This is a genomic window from Rhodopseudomonas sp. (genome assembly GCF_036404135.1).
Taxonomy (GTDB): domain Bacteria; phylum Pseudomonadota; class Alphaproteobacteria; order Rhizobiales; family Xanthobacteraceae; genus Rhodopseudomonas_A.
In genome coordinates this window covers 1-13,153 of record NZ_DASWPE010000016.1, presented here as the reverse complement: position 1 = coordinate 13,153, position 13,153 = coordinate 1, and the positions used below count along the sequence as shown (strand labels likewise).

10 protein-coding genes are annotated in these 13,153 nt (G+C 65.0%); 3 read left to right on the top strand and 7 right to left on the bottom strand.

What is annotated here, in order from left to right:
• Window positions 1–86: 86 nt before the first annotated feature.
• Window positions 87–2,069, bottom strand: a complete 1,983-nt coding sequence (locus VGC77_RS01765; protein WP_331169841.1) for an ABC transporter ATP-binding protein/permease — start codon at window positions 2,067–2,069, stop codon at window positions 87–89.
• A gap of 243 nt (window positions 2,070–2,312) precedes the next feature.
• Between VGC77_RS01765 and VGC77_RS01760 the strand changes: the two genes are divergently transcribed.
• Window positions 2,313–2,921, top strand: coding sequence for a TIGR00730 family Rossman fold protein (locus tag VGC77_RS01760; RefSeq protein WP_331169840.1), 609 nt, complete (start codon window positions 2,313–2,315; stop codon window positions 2,919–2,921).
• A gap of 262 nt (window positions 2,922–3,183) precedes the next feature.
• Here VGC77_RS01760 and VGC77_RS01755 read toward each other — a convergent pair whose 3' ends face one another.
• The 5 genes from VGC77_RS01755 to cysS form a co-directional block, all read right to left on the bottom strand.
• The gene (locus VGC77_RS01755) at window positions 3,184–4,599 is read right to left on the bottom strand and encodes an FAD-binding oxidoreductase (RefSeq protein WP_331169839.1); all 1,416 of its coding nucleotides are present in this window, start codon (window positions 4,597–4,599) and stop codon (window positions 3,184–3,186) included.
• Window positions 4,600–4,610: 11 nt separating this feature from the next.
• Window positions 4,611–6,155, bottom strand: a complete 1,545-nt coding sequence (locus tag VGC77_RS01750; RefSeq protein WP_331169838.1) for an acetolactate synthase large subunit — start codon at window positions 6,153–6,155, stop codon at window positions 4,611–4,613.
• Between the two features lie 228 nt (window positions 6,156–6,383).
• A complete protein-coding gene (cimA, locus tag VGC77_RS01745; protein ID WP_331169837.1) occupies window positions 6,384–7,982 on the bottom strand; it encodes a citramalate synthase in 1,599 nt (532 codons plus the stop codon).
• Window positions 7,979–8,491 (bottom strand): GNAT family N-acetyltransferase, encoded by a 513-nt coding sequence (locus tag VGC77_RS01740; RefSeq protein ID WP_331169836.1) that lies wholly within the window; start codon window positions 8,489–8,491, stop codon window positions 7,979–7,981. The genes cimA and VGC77_RS01740 overlap by 4 nt, the downstream gene beginning before the upstream one ends.
• A 396-nt stretch (window positions 8,492–8,887) precedes the next feature.
• A complete protein-coding gene (gene cysS / locus VGC77_RS01735) occupies window positions 8,888–10,324 on the bottom strand; it encodes a cysteine--tRNA ligase (RefSeq protein ID WP_331169835.1) in 1,437 nt (478 codons plus the stop codon).
• Between the two features lie 319 nt (window positions 10,325–10,643).
• On the opposite strand from cysS, the gene VGC77_RS01730 reads away from it, so the two are divergent.
• Entirely contained in the window at window positions 10,644–10,952 is a 309-nt protein-coding gene (locus VGC77_RS01730) for a hypothetical protein (RefSeq protein ID WP_331169834.1), read from the top strand.
• A gap of 112 nt (window positions 10,953–11,064) precedes the next feature.
• Window positions 11,065–12,297, top strand: coding sequence for a DUF2865 domain-containing protein (locus VGC77_RS01725; protein WP_331169833.1), 1,233 nt, complete (start codon window positions 11,065–11,067; stop codon window positions 12,295–12,297).
• Window positions 12,298–12,386: 89 nt separating this feature from the next.
• Here the strand turns inward: VGC77_RS01725 and nadE are convergent.
• Window positions 12,387–13,153 (bottom strand): NAD(+) synthase (gene nadE / locus VGC77_RS01720; protein ID WP_331169832.1); only part of this gene is annotated, 767 nt, incomplete at its 5' end.

The window sequence follows — 13,153 nt, the reverse complement described above, 5'->3', positions numbered from 1 at the left end:
CGGGCCGGGAACCGGGTTATATGAAGAATCGCGCGGCGCCGCCATGATTCGCTTGTGGGATGGGCTGGTGTCGTTCAGCGGGCCGCTCACTCCGCAGCGTCCGGGGTGGCCAGGGTGTCATGCTCCACCTCGCGGTCCGGCACCGAATCGTCGAGCGCCGGCGCGCGGGGCGGTGCAGCGACCTCCTCGCCGATCAAGGCCAGCTTTTCGCGCGCCTCCTGCGCCTCGCGCTGCCTGTTCCACATGCTGGCGTAAAGCCCGTTTGCGGCGAGAAGCTGGCCGTGCCTGCCGCGCTCGACGATGCGCCCCTGGTCCAGCACGATGATCTCGTCGGCGCCGACGATGGTGGACAGCCGATGCGCGATCACCAGCGACGTGCGGTTGCGGGATACCCGCTCCAGCGCATCCTGGATTTCCTGCTCAGTGTGACTGTCGAGCGCCGAGGTGGCCTCGTCGAGCAGCAGGATCGGCGGCGCCTTCAGCACGGTGCGGGCGATCGCCACCCGCTGCTTCTCGCCGCCGGACAGTTTCAGGCCGCGCTCGCCGACCTCGGTGTCGTAGCCTTTCGGCGAGGCCTGGATGAAGGCGTCGATCTGCGCGGTCTTCGCCGCCTCCTCGACCTCGGCGTCGCTGGCGTCCCAGCGGCCGTAGCGGATGTTGTAGCGGATGGTGTCGTTGAACAGCACGGTGTCCTGCGGCACCATGCCGATCGAGGCGCGCAGCGAGCCCTGCGTCACCTTGCGGATGTCCTGACCGTCGATCAGGATGCGGCCGCCGGAGACGTCGTACAGCCGGAACAACAGCCGCGAGATCGTCGACTTGCCGGCGCCGGAGGGGCCGACGATCGCCACGGTCTTGCCGGCCGGCACCTCGAAGCTGAGCCCCTTGAGGATCGGCCGCGCCGGATCATAGGAGAACCGCACGTCGTCGAAGCGGACATGGCCGCTCGACACCACCAGCGGCGCGGCGCCGGGCAGATCCTTGACCTCGGGGTTCTTGGTCAAGACGCCGAACATCTTCTCGATGTCGACGATCGCCTGCTTGATCTCGCGATACACCATCCCCATGAAATTCAGCGGCTGGTAGAGCTGGATCATCATGGCGTTGACCATGACGAAATCGCCGACCGATTTGTTGCCGTTGCGCACGCCGATCGCGCACATCAGCATGGTCGCGGTCAGGCCGCAGGTGAAGATCACCGCCTGGCCGGCGTTGAGCACGGCGAGCGAGGTGTAGGTCTTGACGCTGGCGCGCTCGTACCGCGCCATGGTGCGGTCGTAACGCTCGGCCTCTCGGGTCTCGGCGCTGAAATATTTCACGGTCTCGTAGTTCAACAGCGAATCGATCGCCTTGGTGTTGGCCTCGCTGTCGGACTCGTTCATGTTGCGGCGGATGCCGATCCGCCATTCGGTGGCGAGATAGGTATAGTACATGTAGATCACCACCGTGATCAGCGTCACCAGCACGTAGCGCCAGTCGAACTGCCACAACAGCACTCCCATCAGCAGCGACACCTCGACGATGGTCGGCACCAATTGCAGGATCACCATCCGCACGATGACCTCGATGCCGTTGCGGCCGCGCTCCAGCACCCTTGTCAGCCCGCCGGTCTTGCGCTCGAGGTGAAACCGCAGCGACAATTCGTGCATATGCACAAAGGTCATGTAGGCGAGCTTGCGCACCGCGTGCATCGCCACCTTGGCGAACACGCCGTCGCGCCACTGCGTCAGCACCGCCATCAGCACCCGCACCGCGCCGTAGCTCGCGGTCATGAGCAGCGGCGAGGCGATCAGCCACAGCGTCCAGTTCGACGACTCGACCGGCGCGGTGTCGGCCCCGGTCAAAGCGTCGATCGCCCATTTGAAGGTGAACGGCACCACCATGGTGGCGAGCTTGGCGATCAGCAGCAGCAGCATCGCCCAGACCACGCGCATCTTCAGGTCGACGCGGTCGCCGGGCCAGATATACGGCCACAGCTGCACCAGCGTGCCCAGCATGGTCGGCTTGGACGCCGAATCGTCGGGTGCGGCGATCGGCTCGGCGCCCCTGTGCGCGTGGTGAGGAGTCATCCAGAATGCCTGAAGAATGAATGTAACGACGCGCCACGGCAAAGCCGCCGCGTCGCGCGGATCGGAGTTTTGGTCAGCCCGTGATATAGTGCCTTTGCGCGCGCCATGCACCCTGGCCGGCGATTCTTTTCGCCCCGCGCGCCCCGCAGTTGCCGCTGCGACGCGCTGCGATTCGCAGTTTCGCCGCGCCGCACACCGGCCCGATGTCTTGACGATGTGATCTTGCGGTGCCACATCGCCCGCATGGGCGAAATCAAAACGGTCTGTGTCTATTGCGGCTCCGGTGCCGGCACCAATCCGCGATTCATCGAAACCGCCATCGCATTCGGCAGACAGCTGGCGCTGAGCGGGATCGGGTTGGTCTATGGCGGCGGCTCGATCGGGCTGATGGGCGCGGTGGCGAAAGCCACGCTCGACCACGGCGGCACCGTCACCGGGATCATTCCGAGCTTTCTCACCAAAAAAGAAAACATGCTCGATCGCGTGCAGGAACTGATCGTCACCGACGACATGCACGAGCGCAAGCGGCTGATGTTCGAGCGCTCCGACGCCTTCGTGGCACTGCCTGGCGGCATCGGCACGCTGGAGGAACTGGTCGAGCAATTGACCTGGCAGCAGCTCGGCCGGCACAAGAAGCCGATCCTGATCGCCAATGTCGACGGCTTCTGGGAACCGCTCTTGGCGCTGCTCGACCATATGCGCGACACCGCCTTCATCCGGCCGAACCTCACGGTCGAGCTGTTGCAGGCCGACGCGGTCGAGCAGATCCTGCCGATGCTGCGCGACGCCGCCGCGGCCACCGCGGACGACGAGGCCGAAGCCGTGGTGCCGGAAATCGCCGAGCGGTTTTAGGGCGCTTCGGCACGCCTCCGAGAAGCAACCAACTCGTCATTCCGGGGCGCGAGAGCGTTTAGCTCGAGCGAACCCGAATCTCGCAACGTTCACGGCCGCCGCCCGCGGCAAGATTCCGGGTTCACTCACGGCTCACGCCGTTCGCGCCCCGGAATGACGCTGGGAATTGATGGAGCGCTGCAAGCCGCGGCTCGACTTCAGCTCTACCGCAACTCAGCGTCAGCTCAGCTTCATCTCAACTGCAAAAAATTAAACCGCACGTTCACGCCGAGGCGCGCTGCGCCGCCGGCGCCACTTCGAAAATCTTGCCGGGGTTGAGAATGCCCTTGGGATCGAGCGCGGCTTTCAGCGTGCGCATCAGCGCGATCTCGGCAGCGTTGCGGCTGATATGCAGATAGGGTTTCTTCTCGAGACCAATGCCGTGCTCGGCCGACACCGAGCCGTGGCAGGCGGCCAGCGGCCGATACACGAGCGCCTCGATCTTCGGGCGCAGCGCCAGATAGTTCTGCGGCTTGACCTGCACCACGACGTGCAGATTGCCGTCGCCGAGATGGCCGAAGATCCACAGCCGGTGATCGCCGATCTCCGCCTCCAGCGCCGCGCGCAGACCATCGGCATAGGCTTCCATCGCCGCGATCGGCAGCGAGATGTCGAACACCACCGGCAGCCCGCCCTGCATCACCTGGCCGACATCGTCGCGCAGCGCCCAGAACGCGCGGCAATCGGCCTCGGACTGCGCGATCGCGGCGTCGGCGATCAGCCCGGCTTCCAGCGCGCTTTCCATCGCCGCATGAAACCGCTGGCTGTCGAGCTCGTGATCGGCGCCCTGGCTTTCGACCAAGACGTAGTACGGATGATGCTGGGCGATCGGCGGCTGGCCGTTGGCCGGCGCGGTGGTGACCAGTTGATAGAACGACTGCCACATCACCTCGAACGCCGACAACGTGCCGCCGAGCGCGCGGTCGCTATGCTTGAGGAATTTGGCCAGCGCCTCGAAACTGTTCAGGCCCACGAAGGCCATGTTGGTGGCGAGCGGCTTTTCCCGCAGCCGCAGCACCAACTTCGTGATGACGCCGAGCGTGCCCTCCGAGCCGATGAACAATTGCTTCAGATCGTAGCCGGCGTTGTTCTTGATCAACTGGTTCATTGAGGAGACGATGCTGCCGTCGGCCAGCACCACTTCGAGCCCGAGCACCATGTCGCGGGTCATGCCGTAGCGGATCACCCGATTGCCGCCGGCATTGGTGGCAGCGTTGCCGCCGAGCGTGGCGCTGCCGCGGGCGCCGAGATCGAGCGGAAACGCCAGATCGTGCTGCTCGACCGCCTCCTGCAGGGTCTGCAGCACCACCCCGGCCTCGACCGTCGCGGTGCGTTGCAACGGATCGATCGCCTCGATGGCACGCATCCGCTCCAGCGACAGGATCACGTCGTTGGCGCCGGCGTCGCCGCCATGCACCAGCCCGGTGAGACCGCCCTGGGTGATCACCGCGACGTTGTGGGCGTGGCACCAGCGCAGCACGTCGGAGACCTCCTTAGTGCTGGCGGGCCGCACCAGCGCCGCGGCGCGCAGATTGTCGAAGCGGAAGGCGCCGGCGGAGCGCTTGCCGAGTTCGGCGGGCTCCAACACGCCGGTGTCGCCGACGATGTGGCGCAGCGCAGAGACGATGGCCGCGGTCATGGGGTCCTCCCTCAAATCATCGCTTCGATCAGGCGCGGGCCGCGCTGCGCCATGGCGTCGGCATATTGCGCGGTGAATTCTTCCGCCGTGGCGGCGCGGCTCGACGCGACGCCGAGGCCGGAGGCGATCTGCACCCAGTTGATCTCCGGATTGTGCAGATCGAGCATCGACAGCGCCTTGGCGCCGGCTGCACCGACGCCGACGCGCTGCAGCTCGATGTTCAATATCGCGTAGGAATGGTTGGCGAAGATCACCACGGTGACGTCGAGATTCTCTCGCGCCATGGTCCACAGCGCCTGCAACGTATAGGCGGCGCCGCCGTCACCCGACGGGCACACCACCTTGCGATCGGGCGCAGCCAGCGCCGCGCCGACCGCGAGCGGCAGCCCCTGCCCGATCGAGCCGCCAGCCAGCGGCAAATGGGTGTAGGGCCGCGCCCGCGCCAGATGGATCATCAAGGCAAGCCCGGAGGTGGCGGACTCGTCGGCATAGATCGCGTTGTCAGGCGTGAAGTGCGCGATCACCTGTGCCACGCCGAGCGAGTTCAGCTTGCCCTTCGGCAAATCCGGCAGCACCAGCGGCGTGCGGGTCGCGGGCTCGGCCGGCGCATCCAGCGCGTCGGCGAGATGTTGCAACGCGCCGGCGCCGTCCTCATGCGGCTGCGCCAGATAGCTGAACACGCAAGCTTCCGCCGCGCCCCAGCTCGGCTTGCCGGGATAGGCGAAGAACGACACCGGCGGCTTGGCGCCGACCAGGATCAGCTGCGTGACGTCTTTCAGGAACGCCACGATCTGTTCGGCGAAATACGGAATACGCTCGACCGGAACCCGGCCGGCGCCGAATTCGCCATGCGGCGCGAAGGTGTCGCACAACAGTCGCGCGCCGGTTTTCGCCTGGATCCGTCCGGCGGCCTCGAGGCCGGCGCCGCGCAGGCCGTCGCCGCGGATCAACAGCGCGGATTTCTTGCCGTTGCCGAGCAGCGCCGCCACGCCCTCGATGGTGTCGGTGGCGACCCGCGCCGGGCCGATGTCGTCGAGCTGGTGCGCCGCCAGCGCGGCTTCGTTCCAGGCGACATCCGCCGGCATGATCAGCGTGGCGATGCCGTGCGGCGCGGCGCGCGCCGCCTGCACCGCACGCGCGGCGTCGGCGCCGACGCTGCCGGCGCTGGTCGATTGATGAATCCACGACGACACCGGCCGGGCGAAACCGACAATGTCGGAGGTCAACAGCGCGTCATATTGCAGGTGATAGGTGGCGTGATCGCCGACCACGTTGACGATCGGGCTCGCGGCGCGCCGTGCGTTGTGCAGATTGGCGAGGCCGTTGGCGAGGCCGGGGCCGAGATGCAGCAAGGTCGCCGCCGGTTTGCCGGCGATGCGGCCATAGCCGTCGGCGGCGCCGGTCGCGACCCCTTCGAACAGGCACAGCACCGGGCGCATGCCGCCAACCGCGTCGAGCGCCGCGACAAAATGCATTTCCGATGTGCCGGGATTGGCGAAACAGATCTCAACGCCGCAATTGACCAGGGTCTGCACAACCGACTGTGCGCCGTTCATGGCGGTGCCCAAACTGACGTCTCCTCATGGTCTCGCCCCGGCTCTTTGTTGCGGACAGGTGTTGTCCAGCAATCGGCGGGGTCGTCTTATCAAGCGGCGGTTATCTGCCACTGTGAGAGTGTAGCCACGCGGCGTGCATTGATTCAAGTCAACGCTGGACGCCGCGCTAATTTCTTGGGACGAAATCACCTACCGCAACTGCGAGACGCTCGCGGTGAGGTCACGGCATCACGCCTGGGCGTTGCATTTCACCAGCTTGTAGACCACCGAATCCATCAGCGCCTGGAACGAAGCGTCGATGATATTCGGCGACACCCCGATGGTGGTCCAGCGTTCGCCCTGCTCGTCCTCGCTCTCGATCAGCACCCGGGTCACCGCCTCGGTGCCGCCATTGAGGATACGGACGCGGTAATCGATCAGCTTGAGGCTCTCGATGTACTTCTGGAACTTGCCGAGGTCCTTGCGCAGGGCAACATCGAGCGCGTTGACCGGACCGTTGCCTTCGGCGGCGGAGATCAGGATTTCGCCGTCGACCTCGACCTTGACCACCGCCATCGCCATGGTGACGCGGTTGCCGTGCGAATTGTAGCGCTGCTCGACATTGACGTCGAACTGCTCGACCCGGAAGAACTCCGGCACCTTGCCGAGCGTGCGCCGCGCCAGCAGATCGAACGAGGCATTGGCGGATTCATAGGCGTAGCCGGCGGCTTCGCGCTCCTTCAATTCCTCGACCAGCCGGTTCAGCTTCGGATCATCCTTGTCGAACGGAATGGTGGTGCGCGACAGCGCCGCCAGCACGTTGGAGCGGCCGGCCTGATCGGACACCAGCACCTTGCGGTGATTGCCGACCGCCTCCGGCGTGACGTGCTCGTAAGTATGCGGATCCTTCATCACCGCGGAGGCGTGAATCCCGGTCTTGGTGACGAAGGCGCTGCCGCCGACATAGGCCGCGTGCGGATTGCTCGGGCGGTTGAGGATGTTGTCGAGCGCGCGCGACACCTGCATCAGCGTGGCGAGCTTTTCGTCGGACACGCCGATCTCGAACGCCTCGGCGAATTCCGGCTTCAGCTTCAAGGTCGGGATCATCGCACACAGATTGGCATTGCCGCAGCGCTCGCCGAGCCCGTTCAAGGTGCCCTGGATCTGCCGCGCGCCGGCGCGGACGGCGGCAAACGAACAGGCCACCGCCTGCTCGGTGTCGTTGTGGGCGTGGATGCCGACATGGCTGCCGGGGATTTCTTTCACCACCTCGCGGACGATCGCTTCAATCTGATCCGGCATGGTGCCGCCATTGGTGTCGCACAGCACCACCCAGCGCGCGCCGGACTCATACGCCGTCTTGGCGCAGGACAGCGCGAAGGCCGGATCTTGCTTGTAGCCGTCGAAGAAATGCTCGCAATCGACCAGCACCTCGCGGCCCTTGGCCTTGGCGGCGCCCACGCTGTCGCGGATCGAGGCGAGGTTTTCATCGTTGGTGGTGCCGAGCGCGACGCGGACCTGGTAGGCCGACGACTTCGCCACGAAGCAGATCGCACCGGCCTTGGCTTCCAAGAGCGCGGCGATGCCGGGATCGTTCGACGCCGAGCGGCCGGGCCGCCGCGTCATGCCGAAGGCGGTGAAGGTGGCGGATTGCAGGCCGGGATCGGTGGCAAAAAATTCGGTGTCGCTGGGATTGGCGCCGGGATAGCCGCCTTCGACATAGTCGATGCCGAGATCGTCGAGCATTTCCGCGATCAGCCGCTTGTCGTGCAGCGTGAAATCGACGCCGTTGGTCTGCGCGCCATCGCGCAGCGTAGTATCGAATAAATAGAGGCGTTCGCGGCTCATGACTTGGCTCCTGCGGCCGCGGCATCGGCCAAAGTTTTTTGCATGGTGGTGTTGGCGAGCCATTCACCGTTGAGGGTCACGGTGTTGCGCTGGGTCGCGACATAGCCGCGCTTCGCGAAAAACGGCTCGGCGTTGTCGCTAGCCTCGACGGTGAGTTGTTTGGCACCGCGGGCGGCGGCGAGCTTTTCCAGCGCGTCACACAACAGCGACGCCACGCCCTGCAAGGCGGCGCTGGGATGCACGTACAACAGATCGATCAGGTCGGCGCCCTTCAGCGAGGCGAAGCCGACCGGCGAACTTTGCAGCGTCGCGATCAAGGTGAGTTGCGACGACAGCCTTTGACCGAACGCCGCCTCGTCGTCGACGGCACTGATCCAGGCCTGCTGCTGGGCTTCGTTGTAGTCCTCAACGGTCAATTCCTCGACGCTGGCGGCGAATATGGCGGCGAGCACCGGCGTGTCGGCCGGCAGGAACGGCCGCAGCGCCGGCCGTGGCATGGCTTGTCCCATCGCGCTCACCAGAATCCGTAGAGTTTCAGCACCAGCACGATGGCGCCGGCGAGCAGCCCGACCTTGATGGCGATGTAGTACAGCCAGTGTTTCGGAAACGGCGTGTCGGGCTTGCTCATCGCAGGGTCTCCTTTGAACGTCGCTTAGTGCCGACGACAGCAATCTGCGTCGAGATTCCGGGTTCGCTCGCGCATTCGCGCTCGCGCCCCGGAATGACGGGGGGCGTCATTGCGAGCCAGCGGACGGCGCAACGCGCCGGCCGCTGTGCGAAGCAATCCAGGGCCAAGCGCACGGAGCCCCTGGATTGCTTCGTCGCAAGGGCTCCTCGCAATGACGCTAGAGCAGCCGGCTCGCGCGAAAACGCGCTCCTCGGGATGACGATGTGATTGGGGGGAGTCATCGCGCGATCTCCCAGGTGGTGATCGGCTTGCCGTCGGCATCCTTGCCGTCCTTCAGCACCACGCCCATCGCGGCGAGTTCATCGCGGATGCGGTCGGATTCGGTCCAGTCTTTCGCACGACGAGCAGCATTTCGGTGAGCGATCTTGACTTCGATCAAATTCTCTTCCGAGCGACCGATCTGCCGATCGAATTCACTCAAATTCACTCCAAGTAATTTCAGAGTTGCATGGAAAGCTGCTGCTTTTCCCTTGTCTTCGGGTCGGTGCTTCAATTCTAAAAACTGACGATCCAGTTCAACAATAACGTGGGGAACATTCAGATCGTCGCAGAGCGCTGCAACAACACGCTCGTCAACCTCTTCTTCATCAACGGAAGCTTGGCTTCCTGCGACCTTGAAGAACTCCACCAGTTTATTCCGCGCCCAGAGCAACCGCGCTCCGGTCCAATCGATGGGTTGCCGATAATGGGTCGTCAGCATCGCGTACCTAAGAGCAGCGCCCTCCCAGGTCCTGCCCCCAAATTTGTAGCTACCCAGCAGCTCCCGGATGGTGACGAAATTGCCGAGGCTTTTCGACATCTTCTCGCCTTCGACCTGCAGGAAACCGTTGTGCATCCAGGTCGTGGCCATGCGGTCGGTGTGGAAGGCGCAGCAGCTTTGCGCGACCTCGTTCTCGTGATGCGGAAACACCAGGTCGATGCCGCCGCCATGGATGTCGAAGGTTTCGCCGAGGTGCTTCCAGGCCATCGCCGAGCATTCGATGTGCCAGCCCGGACGGCCTTGCGTGGCGATGCCGGCCGGCGACGGCCAGGACGGTTCGCCCGGCTTCGACGGCTTCCACAGCACGAAGTCGGTGGCGTCGCGCTTATACGGCGCGACGTCGACCCTTGCGCCGGCGATCATCTCATCCAATGAGCGATTGGCCAGCGACCCATAGCGCGGCAAAATCGAATTCGCCGCGTTCATCGCCTGCGGCGAGAACAGCACGTGGTCTTCCGCGACATAGGCGAAGCCGCCCGCGACCAGCCGGTCGATGATGCTGCGCATCTCGCCGATATGTTCGGTGGCGCGCGGCTCGATGCTCGGGCGCAGGCAGCCCAGCGCGTCGACGTCGTCGTGGAACTGACGTTCGGTCTGCTCGGTGACCTTGCGGATCGCCTCGTTCAGCGGCAGGCCGGGATAATCCCGCGCGGCGCGGTCGTTGATCTTGTCGTCGACGTCGGTGATGTTGCGGACGTATTTGACATGATCCGCGCCATACAGGTGCCGCAGCAGCCGGAACAGCACGTCGAACACGATCACCGGCCGGGCGTTGCCGATATGGGCGAAATCGTAGACCGTCGGGCCGCAGACATACATCCGCACGTTCGAGCGATCGAGCGGCGCGAAGTCGCGCTTGTCCTTGGTCAGCGTATCGTAAAGGCGCAAAGCCATGGAAATCCCGTCCGTTGCGGCCGGGCGTCCAGTGATCTCACGAGAGAAAAGACGGCCTCAGCCAGCGGTGAGCTAGCTAATAATCTCGCGGCAAAGGCCACAAATCGAGAAAAGACCGTTCATCCGAGCACCATGGAACAGCCGGCGAATCGCGTCAAGTCCGGCGAGTGTCGAGACTCCCGATAGGTTCCGGAACCGACCGATTTCGGCCATGTTCGGGTCCTACGCCGCTTCCGGCCGGCCGAAACGGCCATGGTTAATGATTCTTAACCTTTCGGGTCTAATGAGAATGGGAGTTTCTCTCATTCATTGGTGAGTTATGAAATCCTTTCCCGCCCTGCTGGCCGCGGCCTCGCTGTTGTCGGCCTCCGCCGCGCTGGCCGACAGCCGCGTCTTCATCGTCCCCAACCATTCCGACGGCTACGGCATCGACCAATGCCTCGCCAAGGGTGAAAAATGCGGCGCCTCCGCCGCGCAATCCTATTGCCAGTCGCGGGATTTCGCCGAGGCGACGTCGTATCGGCAGATCGACGCCGAGGAAATCACCGGGACGGTGCCGAAAGCCGTCGGCAATAGCTGCGCGCACGGCGCCTGCAATGAATTCCTCGCCATCACCTGCGCCCGCTGAGGACTGTCCGACCGGCCTTGCGCCGATGCTTCCACTTGCCACACCGGCGCCTCGGAAACGACGTGACGGTGCCGCCAGAAGCGGCTAGACGGGTCGCGCCTGCCGCCGAAAAATGGTTGAGACCTTGATGCGATCCCCGATCCGCCGGATTTTGGCCGGCGCCGTGCTTGTTGGCCTTGGAGCCCTCAATTTCGAAGCCGCGGCGCAGGGCTATCCGCCTCCGTCCGCGCCGCCGCCGCAACAAGGCTATCCGCAGCAAGCCTATCCACCCGGCCAGGGTCCACAGGGCGCGGCTGGCAATCCGATGTGCCAGCGGCTGGAAGCGCAACTGGCCAGCGTCGACCGCGGCGGCAATGGCGATCCGGCCAAGGCCGAGCAGATCCGCCGCTTCGAGGACGCCGCCACCCGCCAGCAGGGCGAACTCGACCGCGTCACCACCCAGGCCAAGCGGATGGGCTGCGACAGCTCCGGGTTCCTGTCGCTATTCAACAACCAGTCCGCGCAATGCGGCCCGATCAACAACCAGATCCAGCAGATGCGCGGCAATCTGGATCAGATCACCGTCAATCTCGAGCGGTTGCGGATGGGCGGCGCCGGCAGCTCGGACCGCGACAACCAGCGCCGCTCGGTGCTCTTGGCGCTGGCGCAGAACAATTGCGGCCCGCAATATGTCGCCGCCGCCCGCAATGGCGGCGGCAATGGCGGCAATTTTCTGGACAATCTGTTCGGCAACAACAACGGCACCCCCGGCGGCAACGACAATCCCGGCGCCGCCGCCCCGGTCCCCACCGACCTCGGGCCGCAGTCCGGCACCTACCGCACCGTATGCGTGCGCAGCTGCGACGGGTTTTATTTTCCGATCTCCTTTGCCACCGTGCCGGGCCGGTTTTCCGACGACGAGAAGACCTGCAAGAATCTCTGTCCGGCGGCCGAGGCCACGCTGTTCACCTACCGCAATCCCGGCGAGGACATGAACCAGGCGGTGTCGATCAACGGCCAACCCTACACCTCGTCGCCCAACGCGTTCCGCTACCGCCAGGAATTCAACCCGTCCTGCGCCTGCAAGGCCGCCGGGCAGACCTGGTCCGACGCCTTAAAGAGCATCGACGACAAGGGCTCGGTCGAACAGGGCGACATCATCGTCACCGAGGAGCGCGCCAAGAAGATGTCGCAGCCGTTGGCGAAGCCGGCGCCGGCGGCACAAAAGAAAGGCGCGGCACAGACCGCCGCTCCGACGACGCCTGCGGCAGCGCCCAGCGCCGCGCCGACCACCGACGCCACGCCCGACACCGGCGGCAACAAGACCATCCGCTCGGTCGGCCCGGCCTTCATTCCGGCAAGGTAGGCAGCTGCGGCAATAGCTGCGCGGCCTGGCGTCCGGACGCATAATTGTCGCTTCGCGCCATGCTTGGCGTCGTCATCCTGGTGAGAGCGCTACCCCTCGAACGCGTCGCTGGTGGCGCGGTTGGCGCGCGAAAGCAGCGCGTCGTCCGGCTCGCGCGGCGGCTCGCCGGAATCCCGGAACCGATTGGTGATCGGATAGCGGCGGTCACGGCCGAAATTCTTGCGCGTCACCTTGACGCCCGGCGCGGCCTGGCGGCGCTTGTATTCGGCGATGTTGAGCAAGCGGTCGATCCGCAGCACGGTGTCGCGCGCAAAGCCGGCGGCGACGATCGAAGCCAGCGGCTGTTCGCGCTCCACCAGCCGCTCCAGAATGCCGTCGAGAATGTCATAGGGCGGCAGCGAATCCTGGTCGGTCTGGTTTTCCCGCAACTCCGCCGTTGGTGGGCGCGTGATGATGTTGACCGGGATCACCTCGCCGGATGGGCCTAAAGCGCCGTCGGGCTTCCACATATTGCGCAAGGTGCAGAGCCGGAACACTTCGGTCTTGTAGATGTCCTTGATCGGGTTGAAGCCGCCGTTCATGTCGCCATAGAGCGTGGCATAGCCGACCGACATTTCCGACTTGTTGCCGGTGGTGACCACCATGGCGCCGGTCTTGTTGGAGATCGCCATCAGCAGCGTGCCGCGGGTGCGGGCCTGCAAATTCTCTTCGGTGATGTCGCGCGCCAGGCCCGCGAAGGTGCCGGCCAGAATGCTCTCGAAACCGTTGACGGCGTCGGCGATCGGCAGCACCTCGTAGCGGATGCCGAGCCGCTCGGCGAGATCGGCAGCGTCGTCCAGCGACACCTGCGCGGTAA

Excerpts from the sequence above, each read along its gene's own strand:
- VGC77_RS01765 (WP_331169841.1), bottom strand. The coding sequence starts at position 2,069 with ATGACTCCTCACCACGCGCACAGGGGCGCCGAGCCGATCGCCGCACCC.
- VGC77_RS01760 (WP_331169840.1), top strand. The coding sequence starts at position 2,313 with ATGGGCGAAATCAAAACGGTCTGTGTCTATTGCGGCTCCGGTGCCGGC.
- VGC77_RS01755 (WP_331169839.1), bottom strand. The coding sequence starts at position 4,599 with ATGACCGCGGCCATCGTCTCTGCGCTGCGCCACATCGTCGGCGACACC.
- VGC77_RS01750 (WP_331169838.1), bottom strand. The coding sequence starts at position 6,155 with ATGAACGGCGCACAGTCGGTTGTGCAGACCCTGGTCAATTGCGGCGTT.
- cimA (WP_331169837.1), bottom strand. The coding sequence starts at position 7,982 with ATGAGCCGCGAACGCCTCTATTTATTCGATACTACGCTGCGCGATGGC.
- VGC77_RS01740 (WP_331169836.1), bottom strand. The coding sequence starts at position 8,491 with ATGGGACAAGCCATGCCACGGCCGGCGCTGCGGCCGTTCCTGCCGGCC.
- cysS (WP_331169835.1), bottom strand. The coding sequence starts at position 10,324 with ATGGCTTTGCGCCTTTACGATACGCTGACCAAGGACAAGCGCGACTTC.
- VGC77_RS01730 (WP_331169834.1), top strand. The coding sequence starts at position 10,644 with ATGAAATCCTTTCCCGCCCTGCTGGCCGCGGCCTCGCTGTTGTCGGCC.
- VGC77_RS01725 (WP_331169833.1), top strand. The coding sequence starts at position 11,065 with ATGGTTGAGACCTTGATGCGATCCCCGATCCGCCGGATTTTGGCCGGC.